The following is a 20279-nucleotide window of genomic DNA, read 5'->3' as shown; positions in this document are numbered from 1 at the left end:
AAACTCCTCCCCGTGTTACGGCGTCCGGTCTGCTGCCGGTGCCAACGTCCGTCTCTCCCCCGCAAGCGTCCAGTCGTCTGGATCAAGCTTGCGTCCCTGTGCCGTGACCGTGCCGTCCACGTGGAAGGCGACCGGTCCGTAATCCGGGTCGGAAACCAGAATGGTGCCATCCTCTGCGGTGGTCAACTTGAGCCCGCCGAAGCGGTCGCGCATCGCCTGCGCGCTGTCGATGCCGTCCGCCAAGCGGATGATCCAGGACCCGTCACGTCCCGACTGACGCAATTCGCAGCCTGCGCTCGGGCCGCTCATGACGCGGGTCAACGGCGTCGCTGCAGAAATCAGCAGCCCGGAGCCTGCCTGCGCTGCGGCGGCCGTCGCGTCCTCCAGCAGCCAATCGTCGAAGACCGATGCGGGAAACCACGCATGGGTCAGGTCGGGCTGCGGGGCCACGCCGTCGAAAACGACGATCGCAAGGCCGCGATATTGCTGCACTCGCGGGATCGAGGCCGATCCGCCCCAGTAGGATGGCCGGCCGTAGCCCGACTGGATCAATTCACCCGGATGGTTGATCCAGACCTGCGCCTGCGGATCGGTGCCGATCCGCGCATGGATCAGCGTTTCCTGATAGCCCCACTCGCCCCAGCGATAGCGCGCGGTTGATCCCATCGCTGTTCCGCGGGTCTTCCAGTGATAGAGATGCGCGAATCGCCCTTCGCCTTGGGTGAAGCACCATTCCTGGCCGTCGTCATGGTCCCACACCGCACGCGCGCGCAGATCGGGCAGTGCAAGCCCGTGATCGCGCAAGCAGAGCGCCAGTTGCGGAACACAGTGGAAGCGCGCTCCATAGCTGCCCGCGCCCCACAACATCCGGGCGATGGCCGACAGTTCCAGCGTCGCACCCGCGCGCAGGGTATGCTCGTAGCTGCGGCCCTGCGCCGCGGTCAGCACACCCTGATGCGCGCTGTTGGCCACGATCTCGACCAGCCGCGCTATGCCACATCCCGCGCGGTCGCGGATGTCGGCGTCCGGCGCTAGGGCAAAAAGCGCGCACAGGCCCTTGAGGTCGATCGGGAAATAGGGGGCCGAGTTGAATTCGGCCATCTCCGCTTCCTCGAAATGGTCGAGCCAGGCCCGCACCCGGTCGCGGCCCACCGCCGACTGGTCCACGCCGCTGCGACCCGAGCGGCGGAAGGTCGCGTCGGGCAGCAGGTGGCCGGCCAGATAGGCGGCGGTGTGGAACAGCAGCGCGTGGTTTTCGCTGAAATACCACTGCACATCGTTGCCAGGCTCATCCATCCAGTAGCGGTAGGCCAGGATCGTTTCGTCGATCCTTGGCAGCGTGTCGGGCGCCAACCCGTCCGCAAAGCGCATCCGCGACCATAGCAGCGGAACCAGCGCGAAATCGGCGCAGTCCCAGCACTCTTCGATCGTCGGCAACACACGCAGGATCATGTCGTCGGCGGGAAGGCCGCAGGCCAGGCGCGCCAGCGCGCAGACGGTGTCGGGTTCGGCCTTTTCGGCGACGGCCCTCAACGCCTCGTCCTGTCGGGCGCGCGACTCGGTTGGGGCGGGTCCGGCGGGATGGGCAATCTCGACCCCCAGGGTGCGGGTCGCGGTGAAACCCTGCGTGGTCAATGTGACGTGGAAATGGCGGAAATCGGCCGGGAAGTCCTCGGCCTGACCGAGCACCAGCCGCTCAGACCCGGCGGGCAAGGCAAGGCGCCGGTCCATCCGTTCGTGCGACATGAAATCGCCCTCGACCCGGATCGAGAGGTCGGCGTCCGCCTGGGGCGCAATCGGCCAGACCAGGGACACCGCGCCGCCGGCATAGGCGGGGCGATCGAAATGCACCTGGTCCAGCATCGATTCGACATGGCGAACGGTTTCGCCCGGGATGCCGGGGAAGGGCAGGGCGGCTTGAACCTCTGGCCCCTCCAGCCAGTCGAGGCGGATGAAGAAGCGGGTGTCGCGCTCTGCCAGGTCGTCGAAGAAGACCTCGATCCGGTTCTCACCCGCAACCAGCTCGGCCTCGAACTCCATCGCGGTGGCGTAGTTGCGGATATAGGGCGCGCACCACGCGACCTGAGCGCCATTGATCCGCATGACAGCGCCGCCGCAGGTGACCAGCCGCAACCGCGCACGGCCGGGTTCTGCGGCGATCACCCCGCCAGTGGCATGGGCCGCGATCCGCGTCGGCCGGAACCAGAAGCCCGACAGGTCGAGGAAATCCTGGCCAAAGGGCAGCCAGTTGCGCGCCTGCGTGGCATCGCCCCAGGGCGCGGGCTCGCGGTCGCGGTAGCGGGCGGCGAATTCAGTGCGGCACGGATATTCGTGCGGGATGAAGTTCTGGTCCTTGGTCAGGAAGAAGAACGGGTCCATTTCCCCGTGCAGCGGTTGGTCGAGCGTATCGAACCGTTCCTCGCTGATCGCCGAGACGGTCCAGAACCGCAGCGCCTGACCGGGCGACAGTGCGGCGGCGGGGGCGAATGCGGTGCTCATCGAAGCGCGCTCACCGGCACGGGATCGACATCGCCATAGGCCTGATTCTCGCCGGTCATGCCCCAGACGAAGGCATAGGGTCCGGTCCCCGCGCCCATGTGGATCGACCAAGCGGGCGACAGGACGACATCGCCATTCTGCACGACCAGATGGCGGGTATTGTCGGGCCGACCCATGAAGTGGAACACGCGATCCTCGGGCGCGAGGTCGGTGTAGCAATAGGCCTCCATCCGCCGCTCGTGCAGATGCGGGGGCTGGGTGTTCCAGATTTGGCCCTGCGGCACGTCGGTTATGCCCATCAGCAGCAGGCAGGACGGCCCGACCTCCGGATGGATGTACATGCGCAGCTCGCGGTAATTGCCGCGGTCACGCTCGCCGAAACTGATCTGCTTGCTTTCGGCGCGGGTGACCACGCGCGTCGGGTGATCAGCGCCGGCGGGGACCGAATTCAGATAGAACCTGGCCGGTTTGGCCGGATCGTCGCTGCCCAGCGTGACCGAGCGGCTGCCGCGCCCGATATAAAGGCAATCGCGTCCCGCCACGGTCATCCGCTGTCCGTCGACTTCGGCCCATCCCGGTCCACCAAGATTGGCGATCCCGGCCTCGCGTGCGGTGAAAAACAGTTCGGTTCCGACATCGGCCCCGTCGACGAAGCGAAGTGGTTGGTCCGTCGGCACCGCGCCGCCGACGATCATCCGATCCAGATGTGTGTACGTCATCCGCAACTCGCCCGGCCGGAACAGCCCCTCGACCATGAATTCGGCCCGCAGCCTGTCGGTGCCCATGTGATCGATCTCGCCCGGTCCGGCGCCGTATCGCACGTCCATCATGTGGTCTCCTTCACCTTCAGCGCCTCGACCAGTGCGAGGATCGCCAGCGACTGCCCGTAGCCCGTGGGCTGGATGGGGATGTCGCGGTAGAATTGCAGATCGTGGCCCATCCGCGTGCCATAGCTGACGCCGCCGACCACCCCGTCAGGTCCGATCTGACGCAGAACTGCATCGACAGCGCGCAGGCCCGCGTCACGCCATGTCGCGTCGCCGACGCCGAGACGTGCGGCTTTCAGCAGACCGTACGCAAAACCCGCCGTGGCACTGGTTTCCTCATAGCTGGCGGCATCGTCCAGAAGCGTGTGCCAGGCACCGCTTGGGGCCTGCAACGGCAGCAATGCGGCCGCCTGATCCCGCAACAGCGCGGTCAGATGGGACCGCGCGCCCGGTTCGATCTCGGCCAGTTCGGGCAGGTCGATCAGGCAGGCGGTCACCCAGGCATTGCCCCGCGCCCACCGGGCACGGGCGAAGTTGTGCCGCCCTTCGAAGGTCCAGCCGTGAAACCACAGCCCCGTTTCGCGGTCCGTCAGAAACTGAGCGTGGACCAGAAACTGCCGAACGGCCTCGTCCACCAGATCCCGGCGGCCCGAGGCCTGTCCGTAACTTGCCAGAAACAGCGCCATCATGAACAGCGTGTCGTCCCACAACTCGCCCGCGTTCAGCTTGTCCGAAACATCATGCTGAAAGCCACCGAACGGGGTGCGCGGCGCGTCCTGCATCACGCGCTCGGCCCAGTCCTCCAGCACGGCGCCATGCCGCGGATCGCGGGTCTCGCGCCACAGGATCGACAGGGCCAGCATAGGGGCGGTTGTATTGACGTTCAGGCCCGGCAGTCTGCGGTCCAGCGCACGATCGTACCATTCGGTCAGGCGCCGCCCAAGCGCGGGGTCCTTGCCGCGTGCCAGCCAAAGCTGCGCCAGACCGTAAAGACCGACGCCCTGCGGCCATTCCCACGCGTCGAAGCTGATGTAATCGCCGCTGGACCCATCGAGGTTAGGCTCATCGAACCGCCCGTCATGGCGCAGGCTCTCAAATCCCGAAACGAGCGTTTCCAACGCGGCCTCGATGGCGCTTCGATCCCTCATCAAGCGCCTCCCCGCGCTTAGTCCCGACCGCAGGAAAGCGCCGCACGCGCCGATTGCACAACATGTAAATCTTTTGCACATTCGACCCATGCGTCCCGATGGCAAGCGAGCCCGCATCTCCCCCCGTGTCCGGCTGACGGATATCGCAGAGCGCTGCGGCGTCTCGACCGCGACGGTGTCCCGGGCGCTGTCGCGGCGCGGCTATGTCGAGGCAGACCTGTCCAGGCGCATCCACGCGGTCGCCGTAGAGTTAAACTATCCGCTGCCCTCATCGCAGGCCGGACGACGGGTGCTGCTGGCGGCGTCGGGCCCGGCGATGGTGGATTTCGCGCGAAGCCAGTTCACGCTTCATGTCCTGCAGGGCATCCGCGACCGTTGCGCAGTGCTGGGAATGGAGGTCGAGACACGCCAGACCGAGGGCCCGGCCGAGGTTGCGCGCCTGCTGGACGAAGGGCAGGGTGCCGCCGATATCGCTGGCCTGTTGCTGTTGACCCTGGACGATCCGGAAATCCTCGATCGTGCCTTCGCCGCCGAAAAGCCCGTCGTTCTGGTCAACGGCGACGATCCGATGATGCGGCTGTCCTCGGCCGCGCCCTGCAACCGATCGGCCGCCGCGCTGGCGACGCAGCATCTGCGCGCGCTTGGGCATCGGCGGATTCTGTTCCTGACTTGCCCGGGCAGGCGAACGATCGCACGGCGGTTGGACGGCTGGCGTGACGCGATGGGTGCCGATCACGACCCGGCGCTGGTCTGCGAGGTAGCGGATTGGCGCGCCGATCTGGCGACGCAGACGGTGGCGCGGCGGCTGGGCCGGCGCGATTTCACCGCGATCCTCGCCTCGGGTGACGCGCTGGCCATGGGGGCGTATGCGGCGCTGGCGGGCGCTGGTCTGCGCATCCCGGACGACGTTTCGATCATGTCCATCGATGGTCTTCCGCAGGCCGAACTGATGGACCCGCCGCTCAGCACCATCGCGATCCCGATGCGCGCGGTCGGGGCCACTGCGTTGGATCTTTTGTGCGATACGATTGCCGACCCGCACGCGCCCGCCCGGCGGGTCGAGCTGGCCTGCCGGCTGGTGCGCCGCGGGTCCGACGGGAAGACGCCGAAATGATGTGCGATCTTGCGCCCGTGTCAGCGAAGGACTAAGGCCCGGCCCAAGCGAGATGGAGGTTCCGATGGCCAAAGATGGCGGCAGCGATCGTCACCCGCGCACACGCGCCGTGCATGACGGCATTCGCCGCAGCCAGTACGGCGAGATGGCAGAGGCGATCTTCCTGACCCAGGGCTTCGTCTATGACAGCGCCGAACAGGCCGAGGCCCGCTTCATCGAAACCGGTCCCGACGAGTTCATCTATGCCCGCTACGGCAACCCGACCAGTCGCATGTTCGAGGATCGGATGGCGGCACTGGAAGGCACCGAGGACGCCTTTGCCACGGCCAGCGGTATGGCCGCCGTCAATGGCGCGATGTTCTCGCTCTGCGCACCTGGCGATCACGTCGTCGCGGCGCGCGCACTGTTCGGGTCCTGCCTCTATGTCCTTGATTTGCTGTCCAAGTTCGGGGTCGAGATCACCTATGTCGACGGCACCGATCTGAACCAGTGGCAGGACGCGATCCGGCCCGGAACCAAGGCGGTGTTCTTCGAGACCGTCTCGAACCCGACGCTGGAAGTGATCGATATCAAGGCCGTCGCCGACCTGGCCCATGCTGCCGGTGCGATAGTCGTCTGCGACAACGTCTTCGCGACCCCGGTCTTCTCGCGTGCTGTGGAACTGGGCGCCGATGTCGTCGTCTATTCTGCGACCAAGCATATCGATGGCGGTGGGCGTGCGTTGGCCGGCGTCGTTTGCGGAACGCGCGACTACATCCGCACGGTGCTGGAGCCTTACCTGAAGCACACCGGCGGCGCGATCAGCCCTTTCCATTCCTGGCTGATGCTGAACGGATTGACGACGATGGACCTGCGCGTGCGCGCCCAGGCCGAGGGTGCGGCCACGATCGCAGGCGCGCTGCAGGGTCACAATCGGCTGACGCGGTCCATCTATCCGGGTCTGGCCGATCACGCACAGCATGCTTTGGCGATGGAACAGATGGGGTCGGGCGGGACGATGATCGCGTTCGAGCTGGAAGGGGGCAAGGATGCCGCCTTCGCAGCGCTGAACCGGCTGAAGCTGATTTCGATCTCGAACAATCTCGGCGACGCGAAATCGATCATCACCCATCCGGCGACGACGACCCACCAGCGTCTGTCCGAAGAAGCGCGCGCGGCACTGGGCATCACACCGGGCCTCGTCCGTCTGTCCGTGGGCCTGGAGCATCCGGGCGATCTGATCGACGATCTGCAGAGCGCGCTTCAGTAGAAGCCAGAGCGTGGGCCGCGCGGATTGACCTAACGAGTTGGATTCACGCGGCCGATGCCTATATACCCGTCACGAGTCCCGACAGGAGCCGCCCCGATGACCGAGACGCGCCCGCTGACCCCGGCCTATCCGTTTCTCGCCCGCGATTATGACGGCGATTTTCGGGTCGATGACCAGTACCGGGCCAGTCTTCCGGATCTGCAAAACGGCCCTGCGAGCCTGATCGTCGGTGCGCGCGCGCCGATCCAGCATGTCGGCATTTCCAACTTTCGCCTGCCGATCCGCTACCGCACCCGCGAGGGTGGCGAGCTGACGCTGGAAACCAGCGTGACCGGGACCGTCAGCCTGGAAGCCGATCGCAAGGGCATCAACATGTCGCGGATCATGCGGTCCTTCTATGCACATGCCGAACATGAGTTCAGCGTGAAGGTGCTGGAAGCCGCCTTGGCCGACTACAAGTCGGATCACGACAGTCTGGACGCCCGCATCCTGATGCGCCTCAGCTATCCGATGCGGGTCAACTCGCTCCGCTCGGGCCTGTCGGGCTGGCAGTATTATGACATCGCGCAGGAGGTGGTCGAACGGCAGGGCCAGCGCTTGCGCATTGCGCATCTGGACTATGTGTATTCCTCGACCTGCCCGTGTTCACTGGAATTGTCAGAACATGCGCGAGAATCGCGCGGCCGGCTGGCGACGCCGCATTCGCAGCGCTCAGTTGCACGGATCGCGGCGGTGATGCTGGGAACGGAAAAGGTCTGGTTCGAGGATCTGATCGATCTGTGCCGTCGTGCCGTGCCGACCGAGACGCAGGTGATGGTCAAGCGCGAAGACGAACAGGCCTTCGCCGAACTGAACGCCTCGCAGCCGATCTTCGTCGAGGACGCGGTCCGCGCATTTGCCCGCGAATTTCAGGACGATCCGCGCTTCGGCGATTTTCGCGTCATCGCCAGTCACCAGGAATCATTGCATTCCCATGACGCGGTCAGCGTCCTGACCGAAGGTCCGACTTTCGAACAGCATAGTCTGGATCCCGCGCTGTTCGCGGGGATGCGGGTCTGATCCTGACGGCGTGCGCCGCGCGGGAACAAGTCAGGAACATTTGCTTTTCATGCCGCGTCTGCGCGGCTAGGATGCATCCATGAGCCATTTCGACGATACCGATGCTTTTGAGGCTGCTGCGGTGCCGCTGTCGCAGCGTGCCGTCGCGGCCCGACCCCAACCCTATATGGATGGGTTGAATGCGGCGCAGCGCGCGGCGGTCGAGGCGCTGGACGGTCCGGTGCTGATGCTGGCAGGCGCCGGGACCGGCAAGACCCGCGCGCTGACGACGCGGATCGCTCATCTGCTGACGCTGGGCCGGGCGCGGCCGGGCCAGATCCTTGCCGTGACCTTCACCAACAAGGCCGCGCGCGAGATGAAAGAGCGGATCGGCCGCCTGCTGGGCGAGACGGTCGAGGGGATGCCATGGCTCGGGACCTTTCACTCGATCAGCGTGAAGATCCTGCGCCGCCATGCCGAACTGATCGGCAACGGCGAACTGCATCTGAAGCCCAGCTTCACCATCCTCGACACCGACGACCAGATCCGGCTGCTGAAACAGTTGATTGCGGCCGAGAACATCGACGAAAAGCGCTGGCCCGCCCGGCAATTGGCGCATCTGATCGACGGCTGGAAAAACCGTTGCCTGACGCCCGCCAAGCTGCCGAAGGGTGAGGCGCAGGCGTTCGACGGGCAGGGCGGCAAGCTCTACACCGCCTACCAGGATCGGCTGCTGACGCTGAACGCGGTCGATTTCGGCGATCTGCTGATGCATTGCGTGACGCTGTTTCAGGCGCATCCCGACGTCTTGAAACAGTGGCAGGACCGCTTCCGCTATATCCTCGTGGACGAATATCAGGACACGAACGTCGCCCAGTACATGTGGCTGCGTTTGCTGGCGCAGGCGCACCAGAACATCTGCTGCGTGGGCGACGACGATCAGTCGATCTATGGCTGGCGCGGGGCCGAGGTTGGCAACATCCTGCGGTTCGAGAAGGACTTTCCCGGCGCGCAGGTGATCCGGCTTGAACAGAACTACCGGTCTACGCCGCATATCCTCGCCGCTGCGTCCGGTCTGATCGCAGCGAATGCCGGGCGTCTTGGCAAGACACTCTGGACCGATGAAACGGATCAGGGCGCGCCGGTTCGCCTGATCGGCCACTGGGACAGCGAGGCCGAGGCGCGCTGGATCGGGGAGGAGATCGAGGCGTTCCAAGGCGGCCACAGGGCCAGTGTCGGTCGCACCAGCTTGAATGATATCGCGATTCTCGTGCGGGCGTCCCATCAGATGCGGGCGTTCGAGGATCGCTTCATGACGATCGGTCTGCCCTATCGCGTGATCGGGGGACCGCGCTTCTATGAACGCGCCGAAATCCGCGACGCGATGGCCTATTTCCGTCTGGTGGTCAGCCCCGCCGACGATCTGGCGTTCGAGCGGATCGTGAACACCCCCAAGCGTGGCCTTGGCGACAAGGCAATCCAGACGGTGCAGGGTGCCGCGCGCAAGGCGGGGGTGACGCTGCTGGAAGGGGCGAAGATCGCGGTCGACGACGGTCTGCTGTCCGGCAGGGGCGCGAACAGCCTGCGCGACTTTGTCGCCCTGATTGGTCGCTTCCACGCCGAGGCGCTGGACGACACCAACCATGTCGAACTGGCCGAGCGAGTGCTGGACGAATCCGGCTATACCGCGATGTGGCAGAACGACAAGTCGCCGGATGCGCCGGGCCGGCTCGACAACCTCAAGGAACTGGTCAAGGCGCTGGAAGAGTTCGACAACCTTCAGGGCTTTCTGGAGCATGTCGCCCTGATCATGGACCGTGACGAGGGCGAAACGACCGAAGAGGTCAGCATCATGACACTGCACGCAGCGAAGGGTCTGGAGTTCCCGGTCGTGTTCCTTCCGGGATGGGAAGACGGGCTTTTTCCCAGCCAGCGCAGCATGGACGAGAACGGCACCAAGGGGCTCGAGGAGGAACGGCGACTCGCCTATGTCGGCATCACGCGTGCTGAACGACTGGCGACGATCAGTTTCGCAGGCAACCGGCGCATGTACGGGCAATGGCAAAGTTCGATGCCCTCGCGCTTCGTGGACGAGCTGCCGGAAGATCATGTCGAGGTGCTGACGCCGCCGGGCCTCTACGGCGGCGGCTACGGCGCAGCGATGGCCTTTGCCGGCGCCAATGCCGGGACCGAGATGCACGACCGTGCGGCCAAGGCCGACGTCTACAATTCACCCGGCTGGAAGCGGATGCAGTCCCGTGCGGCCGAGCGCAAGGCACCCGCCCATCGCACGCCGGTCATCATCGACGCCGAACCCGCGTCGAAATTTACCGTCGGCGACACCGTAGAGCATCCGAAATTCGGCACGGGCGAGATCATGGGCATTGCCGAGGATACGCTGACGATCCGTTTCGATGTCGGCTTCAAGAACGTGAAGGCGGCATACGTGCAGGTGCCTGGCAGCGCCGACGACGTGCCGTTCTAAGCCATCGCCGCGTTTTATTGGAGCAACTGGCCCTGTAGCGAATTCGGTGCGCTGGCGAGGATGCGAACGCGTACAAGATCACCGACCTTCGCCTGCGGCGCATCTACGAAGACCGAATGCAGGTAGTCGGACTTGCCGACCATCTGTCCTGGCTCGCGACCCGGTTTCTCGAACAGCACGCCGACCTCGCGCCCGACCATCGATTCCTGCGCCTCGCGCTGCTGGCGTGACAGCAGCGCCTGCAATTCGTGCAGGCGAGCGTCGGCGACCGAAGGCTCGACCTCGGCCCGGTCTGCGGCGGGGGTGCCGGGACGCGGCGAGTATTTGAAGCTGAACGCAGTGGCGAAGCCCACCCGTTCGATCAGGTCCAGCGTCGCGCGGTGATCGTCGTCGGTCTCACCCGGGAAGCCGGCGATGAAGTCGCTGGTCAGCAGAATGTCGGGCCGTGCCGCGCGGATCCGGTCGATCAGGCGCAGATACTGTTCGGCCGTATGCTTGCGGTTCATCGCTTTCAGCACCCGGTCGCTGCCCGACTGAACCGGCAGATGCAGATAGGGCATCAGCTTCGGTTCCGCCCCATGTGCTTCGATCAGGTCGTCGGCCATGTCGTTCGGATGGCTGGTCGCATAGCGGATCCGGTCCAGCCCGTCGATCTCGGCCAGCGCCCGGATCAGGCGTCCCAGACCCCATTCGCGGCCATCCGCGCCTTCGCCGTGCCAGCCGTTGACGTTCTGGCCCAGCAGCGTGATTTCGCGCACGCCGCGAGCGACCAGATCGCGTGCTTCGGTCAGGATACGCGGGGCAGGGCGGCTGACCTCGGCCCCACGAGTATAGGGCACGACGCAGAAGGCGCAGAACTTGTCGCAGCCTTCCTGCACGGTCAGGAAGGCCGTTGGCGTCCGGCGGGTCGCGGCCCGCGCGGGCAGGTGGTCGAACTTGTCTTCGGCTGGAAATTCGGTGACGACGGCAGGCGCCTCGCCCCGCGCCATCGCGGGCAGGCGATGATAGGCCTGCGGTCCGACGACCAGATCGACCAGCGGCATCCGGCGCGTGATCTCCTCGCCCTCGGCCTGCGCGACGCAGCCCGCCACGCCGATCTTCAGGTCGGGACGCTCGGCTTTCAGGGGCTTCAGTCGACCAAGATCGGAATAAAGCTTCTCGGCCGCCTTCTCGCGGATATGGCAGGTGTTCAGCAGCACCATGTCGGCCTGCGCCTGATCCTCGGTCAGCACATAGCCGTCCGCCGCCATCGCCTCGGCCATGCGCTGGCTGTCATAGACGTTCATCTGGCAACCATAGGTCTTGATGAACAGGCGTTTCGGGGTCGGGCTGGTCATGGGCAGCTCATCGCAAGGGAAGGCCGCCTGTTAGCCTATCCGGGCCATCTTGGAAAGATCGTCGCGGCACGGCGGTGTCCGCGGGGGGGGGGGTCACTTCGGTGTCGCGCGGTCGAAGGCACCTGCCGCCATTTCCTTGACGACGTATTCGGCCGCGCGCTGCCAGGATTGATCGGTATCGCCGCGAAAACTGAGATCGCCATATTTCACCAGCGCCCCGTCATCGAGCTCGACGATGGAGACATACATGGTGATGATCAGGCTGCTGGCCTTTTGAAGGCTGACGAACAGGGCCTGATCGGCGCCAGCATCACGCGCGACACCGAAGAGGCAGTCGGGCGTCGCCTGCGGACAGACCTGCGCCACCGTCTCGGGCGCGATCATCGTCTTTTCACCTGGCAGACCCTCGGCCAAGATCTCGGCCATCATCGTCTGGCGGCTGGCATGGTCGGCCCGTTGATCGCGCGCCTCGTTCGACGTGTCGAGCAGCTTGACGGGAAACACCGCCAGCGTCTCGGCTGCGCTGGCCCCGCTGGACGCCAGTATCAGCGCCGTCAGGGCGCCGGTCAGGATATGTCGCATCGGTTCCTCCCCCAATCGCACATCCGATCCTAACATTCCCGGACCAGCGTTGAAGCCATCCCTACGTCTGGCATTGCGGAGCGGTGGGGGCACGGCTAGCCTGCCCGCGCCATTCAGATGAGGACCCTGCCGATGAACAAACCGCAAAGCTGGGAAGCGCGTGCCGACGAATATTCGCTCTACGGGTTCACCGACCTGCCGAGCGTCCATCAGCGTGGCGCGGTGGTGCTGACCCATGGCGAGGGTCCCTACGTCATCGACACGAACGGCCGGCGTTACCTCGATGCCAATTCGGGGCTGTGGAACATGGTCGCCGGCTTCGACCACAAGGGCTTAGCCGAGGCTGCGAAGGCGCAATACGACCGCTTTCCGGGCTATCACGCCTTCTTCGGGCGGATGTCGGACCAGACCGTCATGCTGTCCGAAAAGCTCGTCGAGGTCTCCCCTTTCGAGCGTGGGCGCGTCTTCTATACCAATTCCGGCTCCGAGGCGAACGACAGCATGGTCAAGATGCTGTGGTTCCTGCATGCCTCTGAAGGCAAGCCCGAAAAGCGCAAGATCCTGACGCGCTGGAACGCCTATCACGGCGTCACTACCGTCTCCGCGAGCATGACGGGCAAGCCCTACAATTCGGTCTTCGGTCTGCCGCTGCCGGGCTTCATCCACCTGACCTGCCCGCATTACTGGCGCTTCGCCGAAGAGGGTGAGACCAAGGAGCAGTTCACCCAGCGTCTGGCGCGTGAGCTCGACGAGACGATCGAGCGCGAGGGCCCTGATACGATCGCGGGTTTCTTCGCCGAGCCGGTGATGGGCGCGGGCGGCGTGATCCCGCCCAGCGAGGGCTATTTCCAGGCGATCATGCCGATCCTGCGCAAGCACGGCATTCCGATGATCTCGGACGAGGTGATCTGCGGCTTTGGGCGAACGGGCAATACCTGGGGCTGTCAGACCTACGACTACATGCCGGACGCGATCATCAGCTCGAAGAACCTGACTGCTGGGCTGTTCCCGATGGGCGCGATCATCCTTGGTCCCGAGCTGGCCGATCGGGTCCAGGCCGCAGTCGAGAAGATCGAGGAGTTCCCGCATGGCTTCACCGCGTCGGGCCATCCGGTCGGCTGCGCGATCGCGCTGAAGGCGATCGACGTGGTGATGAACGAGGGGCTGGCGCAGAACGTCCGCGACCTGGCGCCGAAGATGGAGGCCGGTCTGCGCGCGATCATGGAGCGCAGCGATCACATTGGCGAATTGCGCGGCATCGGCTTCATGTGGGCGCTGGAGGCGGTGAAGGACAAGGCGACGAAGCAGCCTTTCGACGGCTCGCTGTCGGTCAGCGAGCGGATTGCCAACACCTGCACCGATCTGGGTCTGATCTGTCGTCCGCTGGGTCAGTCGATCGTGCTTTGTCCGCCCTTCATTCTGACCGAAGCGCAGATGGACGAGATGCTGGAGAAGCTGGAACAGGCACTGGTCAAGGTCTTCGCCGAGGTCGCCTGACCGCGCGTCCCGCGTCACTTGCGGGACGGTCTGCGCGCCTGTGCTGCGACCCAGGGTGCGGCGCCGGCGGTTTCGGTCACGGTGAGCAGCATCGGGCGTCCGTCCCGTATCTCGACCGCGACCGCACCGGTGCGGCGCAGGCTTTTCTGATCGAAGATCAGGCAGGCTGCACCTTGGGGCAGATCCGGGATGGCTTCTGTCGCGACCAGGATCGTCTGCGCGTGGCATTGCTGTGCCGCGCGTTCGCCTGAACCCTTCCCGGTGAAGTGCATCAAACGCCAGCCGTCTGGCAGTTCGGCCAGACGGTCGCGCCTGTCCCCGCTCCAGGCCGGCCGGGCTGCGGCCTGTTCCTGCGTGGCCATGTCGCCATCCTCGGACAGCCACGTGTCCACGACGAACGAGCCGCCGGACGGTTTCGACAGGCTGCGCCCCTCGGCGGTCATAAGCCCGACCCCCTCGCCTTCCGGCGCGATCAGGATCTGCGGCCGGCTGGTCGTCAACCACAGCCCGAACGCAGCGATCAGCATCGCCAGTCCCACGCTGGCGCCTGCAAGGGACGCGCTGCGCGTTCGCATCATCCCGCGTCGCCAGGACAGGATGGCGACGGTCGCGCCGAACCCCATCAGCGGAACCACCTGCCACGGTGGCAGCGGCACCGCACTGACGGCGCCGTTCAGACCGGCGATCCATTCGGCGATCCACAGCATCCAGCCGGTGCCGAGGCCCATCACCCAAAGCGCCGGACCGGCAAGGCCGATCGGCGCCAACAGCGCCGCGATGACCCCCATCGGCATCACCAGCGAACCCATCACCGGCACGACCAGCAGGTTCGCAAGAAGCCCGTAATGCGCCATGCGGCTGAAAAGTGCGGCGGCGATGGGCGAGGTCGCAAGCCCGGCCACCATCGATGAGATGATCAGCATCGCGACGGGCCGCAGCCAGAACGGCAGCTTCGGACCGACCTGGCGCCACGGCCCGTAGCAGAGGACCAGCGCCACTGTTGCGGCAAAGCTCATCTGGAAGCCGGGAGAGGTCACCGCCTCGGGGCTATACGCGAGGATGATCAGGGCCGCGATGGCAATGCTGCGCAAGGAGATCGCGCGTCGGTCGGCGAGGATCGCGCACAGCATCACCGCGACCATGACGAAGGCGCGCTCGGTCGCGACGCCGCCGCCTGACAGCCACAGATAGCCGGCCGCGGCCGCCAGCGCGACTGTCGCCGCGATCTTGTGGACCGGCCAGCGCAGCGCCAGCCCGGCCGCGACGGCGCCCACCAGCGCAAGGCGCAAGCCGTTATAGACGAACCCCGCCAGCATCCCCATATGCAATCCCGAAATCGAGATGATGTGGTAGAGGTTGGAGGCGCGCATGATCTCGTTCGTGGCCTCGGCGATGCCAGACCGGTCGCCCGTCATCAGCGCAGCCGCCACGGCCCCGCGCTGCCCGCCGATCGAGTCCCGCATCGCTGCTGCCACGCCCATGCGGGTGCGGTCCATGACCCAGATCCCACCCTCGGGTGCGGCCACGGGCAGAATCGGGGTTCGGACATAGCCGACCGCGCCAAGCCCCTGAAACCACGCCATCGACCGGAAATCGAAACTGCCCGGGGACGCTGGCCCCGGTGGCGGTCCCAGATGCCCGGTCAGCATGACGCGTTGGCCGACGACCGCGCCGGTGTCCGCCGCCATGTCCATGAGCGAAACGCGAACCAATGCCGGCGTGCGGTCGGGGGCCATGTCACGCAACCGGACCCGGTCAAGCGTCAGCCGCATCCGATCACGGGCAGAGCGGTCGATTTCGACCACGCGACCTTCGATGGGGCCGTAATAGCGAAAGCCCAATACCGGGGCCGACACTTGCGTAGCCCGTAATTGTGCAAGGCCAAGGCCCGCTGCGACGACCAGCGCCGCCCAAGCGCCAAGCCGGACAGCATCCGCAACCTGCCAGCCGGGTTCGCCCGCCAGCGCGTGGGATCGTGCCCGCAGGCTGACCATCGCGGCGATCACCATGACACCAGCCGTAGCACAGAGCGACACGAAGGTCGGCACGAACGGTCGCGCGAACCAGAGCGCGATACCCGCGGCCAGCAGGACCGGCAGCCAGGGAAACAGTCCCGCCCGGACGGCTGCCGGTTGCGGCATCGCACCTTGGCGTGACGTCGTGCCGGTCGCGCCATCGCGAAAGCGCCAGAACCGCCGAGGCTTGGCGAGGACGCCTGTCGCGGGCGGATCGGACAGCGCGGTCATCGGCTCTTCCTTGTCCTTTCCCGACCGACTGGGTATTCATCCGCCGTTCTGCCACGGCGATCCTTTCGAAACCGTTAACGACAACCCAGCCAGCCCTGACCGAAAGTCCCCCATGTCCGAGACCGAGACGATCGTCACCCGCTTCGCGCCTTCGCCGACCGGCTATCTGCATATCGGCGGCGCGCGGACCGCGCTCTTCAACTGGCTCTACGCGCGTGGCCGTGGTGGCAAGTTCCTGCTGCGGATCGAGGATACCGATCGTGCCCGCTCGACGCCCGAGGCGACCGAGGCGATCCTGCAGGGGCTGACCTGGCTCGGCCTTGACTGGGACGGCGAGCCGGTGAGCCAGTTCGAGCGGCGCGACCGCCACGCCGAGGTCGCCCGCGAGATGCTGGCGCGGGGCGGCGCCTATCGCTGCTTCTCCACCACCGACGAGATCGCCGCCTGGCGAGAGGCGCATCCGCGCGAGCCCTTCGTCAGCCCTTGGCGCGATGCGGATCCCGACAGCTTTCCAGATGCACCCTTTGCGATCCGCCTGCGCGCGCCTCGGGACGGCGAGACGGTGATCCACGACGCGGTGCAGGGCGATGTCACGGTGGCCAACGACCAGCTGGACGACCTGATCCTGCTGCGGAGCGACGGCACGCCCACCTATATGCTGGCGGTCGTGGTCGACGATCACGACATGGGCGTGACCCATGTCATTCGCGGCGACGATCACCTGACCAACACTGCGCGACAGATCCAGGTCTATCAGGCGATGGACTGGCCGTTGCCGAGCTTTGCCCATATCCCGCTGATCCACGGCGAAGATGGCAAGAAGCTTTCAAAGCGTCACGGTGCCGTCGGCCTGCACGAATTCGCGGCGCTCGGTTATCCGCCCGAGGCGATGCGCAACTATCTCGCCCGTCTGGGGTGGAGCCATGGCGACGACGAGCTGTTCGACGACGCCCAGGCGCGCGACTGGTTCGACCTGTCCGGCGTGGGCCGGGCGCCTGCGCGGCTCGACTTCAAGAAGCTCGAACATGTCAGCAGCCACCATATCGGCGGCATGGACAGCAATCGCCTGATGGCGGCGCTTGACGATTTCCTGCAGGCAAGCGGACAGCCCGTGCTTTCCGATCTTCAACGCGACCGGATCGTAGCGTCGTCCGAGGTTCTGCGCGAGAAGGCGAAGACCCTACCGCAGCTTCTGGATCAGGCGCGTTTCGCGATGATCGAGAGGCCGGTCGAGGTCGATGAAAAGGCGCTGAAAGCGCTTGATCCGGCGGGTCTCGACATGCTCGGCACATTGACTGCCGCAGTGCAGAATGTTAGCTGGAGCCGAGAAGAGTTGGAAGCGAGCGCACAGGCCGTGGCCTCCGACAAGGGGGTCGGTCTGGGCAAGATCGCAGCACCGCTCAGGGCGGCCTTGGCCGGCCGAACCTCCACGCCCAGCGTGTTCGACATGATGATGGCGCTTGGCCGCGACGAGACGCTCGCCCGGCTGCGCGACCAGACGAAGACGGCAGGCTAGACCTGCGCACCACGTTGCGGACGGTCCGGACAGCGGACCGCCGCCAGCTGAGAAGGGAAGTCCATGTCCACCAGCAATTCAGCCAAACTGACGATTCACGGTCAGGACTACGACCTGCCGGTGATGTCGCCGACCGCCGGGCCGGACGTGCTCGATATCCGCAAGCTTTACGGCGCGGCCGACGTCTTCACCTACGATCCGGGCTTCACCTCGACGGCAAGCTGCGAATCCGAGATCACCTTCATCGATGGTGACAAGGGCGAACTGTGGTATCGCGGCTATCCGATCGAGCAGTTGGCGGCAGAATCCCACTATCTGGAAGTGTGCTATCTGCTGCTTTACGGCGAACTGCCCAATGCCGATGAGCTGGAGAAGTTCGAAAACCTCGTGACGCGCCACACGATGGTGCACGAGCAGATGAACAATTTCTTCCGTGGCTTCCGTCGCGATGCGCATCCGATGGCGACCATGGTGGGCGTGGTCGGCGCGATGTCAGCCTTCTACCACGACAGCACCGACATTTCCGATCCGCATCAGCGCGAAGTCGCGGCGATCCGCCTGATCGCCAAGCTGCCGACGATCGCTGCGATGGCCTACAAGTATTCGATCGGCCAACCGTTCGTCTATCCGCAGAACGATCTCGATTACGCAAGCAACTTCCTGAACATGTGCTTCTCGGTCCCGGCCGAGAAATACGAGATCAAGCCCGAACTGTCGCGCGCGATGGACCGGATCTTCACGCTGCACGCGGATCACGAACAAAACGCGTCGACTTCGACGGTGCGCCTGGCAGGCTCTTCGGGCGCCAACCCGTTCGCCTGCATCGCCGCGGGGATCGCCTGCCTGTGGGGCCCCGCGCATGGCGGTGCCAATCAGGCCGCGCTTGAGATGCTGCAGGAAATCGGGTCCGTCGACCAGATCCCCGAATACATCAAGCGCGCGAAGGACAAGGATGATCCGTTCCGCCTGATGGGCTTCGGCCACCGGGTCTACAAGAACTTCGACCCGCGCGCGAAGGTGATGAAGGAATCGGCGGACGAGGTGCTGGATCTGCTGGGGATCGAGAACAATGAAACCCTCAAGGTCGCCAAGGAACTCGAGCGGATCGCGCTGGAAGACGATTTCTTCATCGAGAAAAAGCTGTATCCCAACGTCGATTTCTATTCGGGCATCATTCTGTCCGCGATGGGCTTCCCGACCGCGATGTTCACCCCGATCTTCGCGCTGTCGCGCACGGTGGGCTGGATCGCACAGTGGAAGGAAATGATCGCCGATCCGCAGAACAAGATCGGCCGTCCGCGTCAGCTTTATGTCGGATCGGACAAGCGCGACTACGTGCCGGTCGACAGCCGCTGAACTTGCGGGCGTCGAAGGCCCGCGCTAGCATCGACCTTGTCTGAAACAGGTGAGGTCGGTGCGGTTGGCCCGGCCCCCGTCTATCCCGACGGGTCCTTCCGCGGCAGAATGAGATCGCTCTGCCATGGCCCAAGACCGAAAAGCGCGCGGATGTCCCGCGCGCCAGCATGGGTTTTGGATATGCAACAGCAGATTTCGGTCATCACGCTCAGCATTGCGGATCTTACACGCTCGCTGAAGTTTTACGGCGACGGGTTCGGCTGGACGCCGGTCTTCCAGAACGACGAGATCGCCTTCTACCAGATGAACGGCCTGATGCTCGGGATCTGGCAGGGCAGGGGCCTTTCCGACGATATGCAGCGCCCGCCGAACGGGACGGGCGGCTTCGCCCTGGCGCACAACGTCACGGACAGGTCGGACGTCGCGCCGCTGATGGACCGCCTTGTCGCCGCGGGCGGTACGATCCTGCGGGCGGCCGATGCGCCCATGCATGGCGGCTTCCGTGGCTACGTCGCTGATCCCGATGGCCATGCCTGGGAAATCGCGTGGAACCCCGCCTGGACCATCGACGCGGATGGCCACGTCACCTTCGGTCTTTAATAGCGGCGGCGGCCGGACCGCCGCCCTATCGTTCGACCATTGCGGCTAGTTGCTCGGCGACCGTGCCCCAACCCTCGGCGAAGCCCATCTCTTCGTGCTTCTGACGATCTTCCGGGGTGCGGTGCAATGCCCGCGCGGTGTAAAGCGTTCCGTTGCCGTCTGCCTCCATTGTCATGATCGCGGTCATGAACGGTGTCTCGTTGGGCCGGTAGCCGCCCGATAGCGCGTCGGTCCAGACGATTCGCGATGGCGCATCAGCTTCCAGCACACAGCCTTCTGACGGGCCGCAATCCTCGTTCTCGCCGTTGGGTCCCACCATCTTGGTGAGGAAGCGGCCGCCGGGTCGCGGCTCGATCACCGCTTCGGTGATCGTCCAGGGCTTCGGCACGAACCATTGCTTGAGTTTTTCGGCATCGGTCAGCGCATCCCAGATCGCCTCGGGACTGGCCGCGATGTGGCGTATCAGGATCAGGTCGTTTCCGTCCACTTTCGTCTGCGTTTTCATCGTCTTTCCTCATGGTTTTCAACGAATGCGGCAAGTCTTTCTGTCCGCTCTTCCCACAGCAGCCGCTGGTCGGCGAGCCAGGCCGATACCGGCACCAGCGCGCCGGGCGCCAATCGGCATGACCGTGTGCGGCCCTGCTTCTCGGTCTCGATCAGGCCCGCGCGTTCCAGCACGCCAAGATGCTTCATGAAGCTTGGCAGGGCCATCGGATGCGCGGCGCCAAGGGCACCGGCGGTCGCGGGGCCACGGCGCAGGTCCTGTAGGATGGCGCGCCGGGTCGGATCGGACAGGGCGTTGAAGAGACGGTCAAGGTTAGCCATGAGGGAAAGTGTTTGCACGG

The 20279-nt window shown here is 65.3% G+C and carries 16 protein-coding genes; 8 read left to right on the top strand and 8 right to left on the bottom strand.

Translation table 11 applies throughout. The annotated features are described in order from the left end of the window. Positions 1 to 15 precede the first annotated feature (15 nt). From MLD63_RS06470 to bglB, 3 genes are read right to left on the bottom strand one after another with little or no spacing between them, the layout of a single operon-like run. Positions 16 to 2499 carry a hypothetical protein gene (locus tag MLD63_RS06470; protein ID WP_255329061.1) on the bottom strand — a complete coding sequence of 828 codons (2484 nt, stop codon included), beginning with the start codon at positions 2497 to 2499 and terminating at the stop codon, positions 16 to 18. Then, complete coding sequence (kduI, locus tag MLD63_RS06465; RefSeq protein WP_255329060.1) at positions 2496 to 3329, bottom strand: 5-dehydro-4-deoxy-D-glucuronate isomerase; 834 nt, start codon at positions 3327 to 3329, stop codon at positions 2496 to 2498. Before kduI ends, MLD63_RS06470 begins: the two co-directional genes overlap by 4 nt. Beyond that, positions 3326 to 4414 (bottom strand): beta-galactosidase BglB, encoded by a 1089-nt coding sequence (gene bglB / locus MLD63_RS06460; protein WP_255329059.1) that lies wholly within the window; start codon positions 4412 to 4414, stop codon positions 3326 to 3328. The genes kduI and bglB overlap by 4 nt, the downstream gene beginning before the upstream one ends. Positions 4415 to 4502: 88 nt before the next feature. On the opposite strand from bglB, the gene MLD63_RS06455 reads away from it, so the two are divergent. The 4 genes from MLD63_RS06455 to MLD63_RS06440 all read left to right on the top strand — a co-directional run bounded on the left by MLD63_RS06455 (position 4503) and on the right by MLD63_RS06440 (position 10300). Further along, entirely contained in the window at positions 4503 to 5528 is a 1026-nt protein-coding gene (locus tag MLD63_RS06455; protein ID WP_255329058.1) for a LacI family DNA-binding transcriptional regulator, read from the top strand. Positions 5529 to 5592: 64 nt separating this feature from the next. Beyond that, on the top strand, positions 5593 to 6777 hold the full coding sequence (gene metZ / locus MLD63_RS06450) for an O-succinylhomoserine sulfhydrylase (protein ID WP_255329057.1): 1185 nt from the start codon (positions 5593 to 5595) through the stop codon (positions 6775 to 6777). 96 nt (positions 6778 to 6873) lie between these two features. After that, complete coding sequence (gene folE2 / locus MLD63_RS06445; RefSeq protein ID WP_255329056.1) at positions 6874 to 7836, top strand: GTP cyclohydrolase FolE2; 963 nt, start codon at positions 6874 to 6876, stop codon at positions 7834 to 7836. Positions 7837 to 7915: 79 nt separating this feature from the next. Further along, positions 7916 to 10300 carry an ATP-dependent helicase gene (locus tag MLD63_RS06440; RefSeq protein WP_255329055.1) on the top strand — a complete coding sequence of 795 codons (2385 nt, stop codon included), beginning with the start codon at positions 7916 to 7918 and terminating at the stop codon, positions 10298 to 10300. Between the two features lie 14 nt (positions 10301 to 10314). On the opposite strand, the gene miaB is transcribed toward MLD63_RS06440, so the two are convergent. Then, complete coding sequence (gene miaB / locus MLD63_RS06435) at positions 10315 to 11637, bottom strand: tRNA (N6-isopentenyl adenosine(37)-C2)-methylthiotransferase MiaB (RefSeq protein ID WP_255329054.1); 1323 nt, start codon at positions 11635 to 11637, stop codon at positions 10315 to 10317. A 93-nt stretch (positions 11638 to 11730) separates the two neighbouring features. Further along, on the bottom strand, positions 11731 to 12219 hold the full coding sequence (locus MLD63_RS06430) for a DUF2380 domain-containing protein (RefSeq protein WP_255329053.1): 489 nt from the start codon (positions 12217 to 12219) through the stop codon (positions 11731 to 11733). A gap of 132 nt (positions 12220 to 12351) precedes the next feature. On the opposite strand from MLD63_RS06430, the gene MLD63_RS06425 reads away from it, so the two are divergent. Continuing rightward, complete coding sequence (locus MLD63_RS06425; protein WP_439957630.1) at positions 12352 to 13716, top strand: aminotransferase; 1365 nt, start codon at positions 12352 to 12354, stop codon at positions 13714 to 13716. 14 nt (positions 13717 to 13730) lie between these two features. On the opposite strand, the gene MLD63_RS06420 is transcribed toward MLD63_RS06425, so the two are convergent. Continuing rightward, complete coding sequence (locus tag MLD63_RS06420; RefSeq protein ID WP_255329052.1) at positions 13731 to 15962, bottom strand: ComEC/Rec2 family competence protein; 2232 nt, start codon at positions 15960 to 15962, stop codon at positions 13731 to 13733. A 112-nt stretch (positions 15963 to 16074) separates the two neighbouring features. Here MLD63_RS06420 and gltX point away from each other — a divergent pair, with 112 nt between their 5' ends. The 3 genes from gltX (at position 16075) to MLD63_RS06405 (ending at position 19434) form a co-directional block, all read left to right on the top strand. Beyond that, on the top strand, positions 16075 to 17478 hold the full coding sequence (gene gltX / locus MLD63_RS06415; RefSeq protein ID WP_255329051.1) for a glutamate--tRNA ligase: 1404 nt from the start codon (positions 16075 to 16077) through the stop codon (positions 17476 to 17478). 63 nt (positions 17479 to 17541) lie between these two features. Further along, the gene (locus MLD63_RS06410; protein ID WP_255329050.1) at positions 17542 to 18834 is read left to right on the top strand and encodes a citrate synthase; all 1293 of its coding nucleotides are present in this window, start codon (positions 17542 to 17544) and stop codon (positions 18832 to 18834) included. A gap of 180 nt (positions 18835 to 19014) precedes the next feature. Then, positions 19015 to 19434, top strand: coding sequence for a VOC family protein (locus MLD63_RS06405; RefSeq protein ID WP_255329049.1), 420 nt, complete (start codon positions 19015 to 19017; stop codon positions 19432 to 19434). A gap of 25 nt (positions 19435 to 19459) precedes the next feature. On the opposite strand, the gene MLD63_RS06400 is transcribed toward MLD63_RS06405, so the two are convergent. Both MLD63_RS06400 and MLD63_RS06395 read right to left on the bottom strand, forming a co-directional pair. Continuing rightward, positions 19460 to 19939 carry an SRPBCC family protein gene (locus MLD63_RS06400; RefSeq protein ID WP_255329048.1) on the bottom strand — a complete coding sequence of 160 codons (480 nt, stop codon included), beginning with the start codon at positions 19937 to 19939 and terminating at the stop codon, positions 19460 to 19462. Then, a complete protein-coding gene (locus tag MLD63_RS06395) occupies positions 19936 to 20259 on the bottom strand; it encodes an ArsR/SmtB family transcription factor (protein WP_255329047.1) in 324 nt (107 codons plus the stop codon). The genes MLD63_RS06400 and MLD63_RS06395 overlap by 4 nt, the downstream gene beginning before the upstream one ends. Positions 20260 to 20279: the final 20 nt, after the last annotated feature.

The sequence above is a fragment of the Paracoccus albicereus genome (assembly GCF_024359525.1).
Classification (GTDB): Bacteria; Pseudomonadota; Alphaproteobacteria; order Rhodobacterales; family Rhodobacteraceae; genus Paracoccus; species Paracoccus albicereus.
The sequence above is the reverse complement of the archived record's forward strand: the minus strand, read 5'-3'. Positions and strand labels throughout refer to the sequence as shown.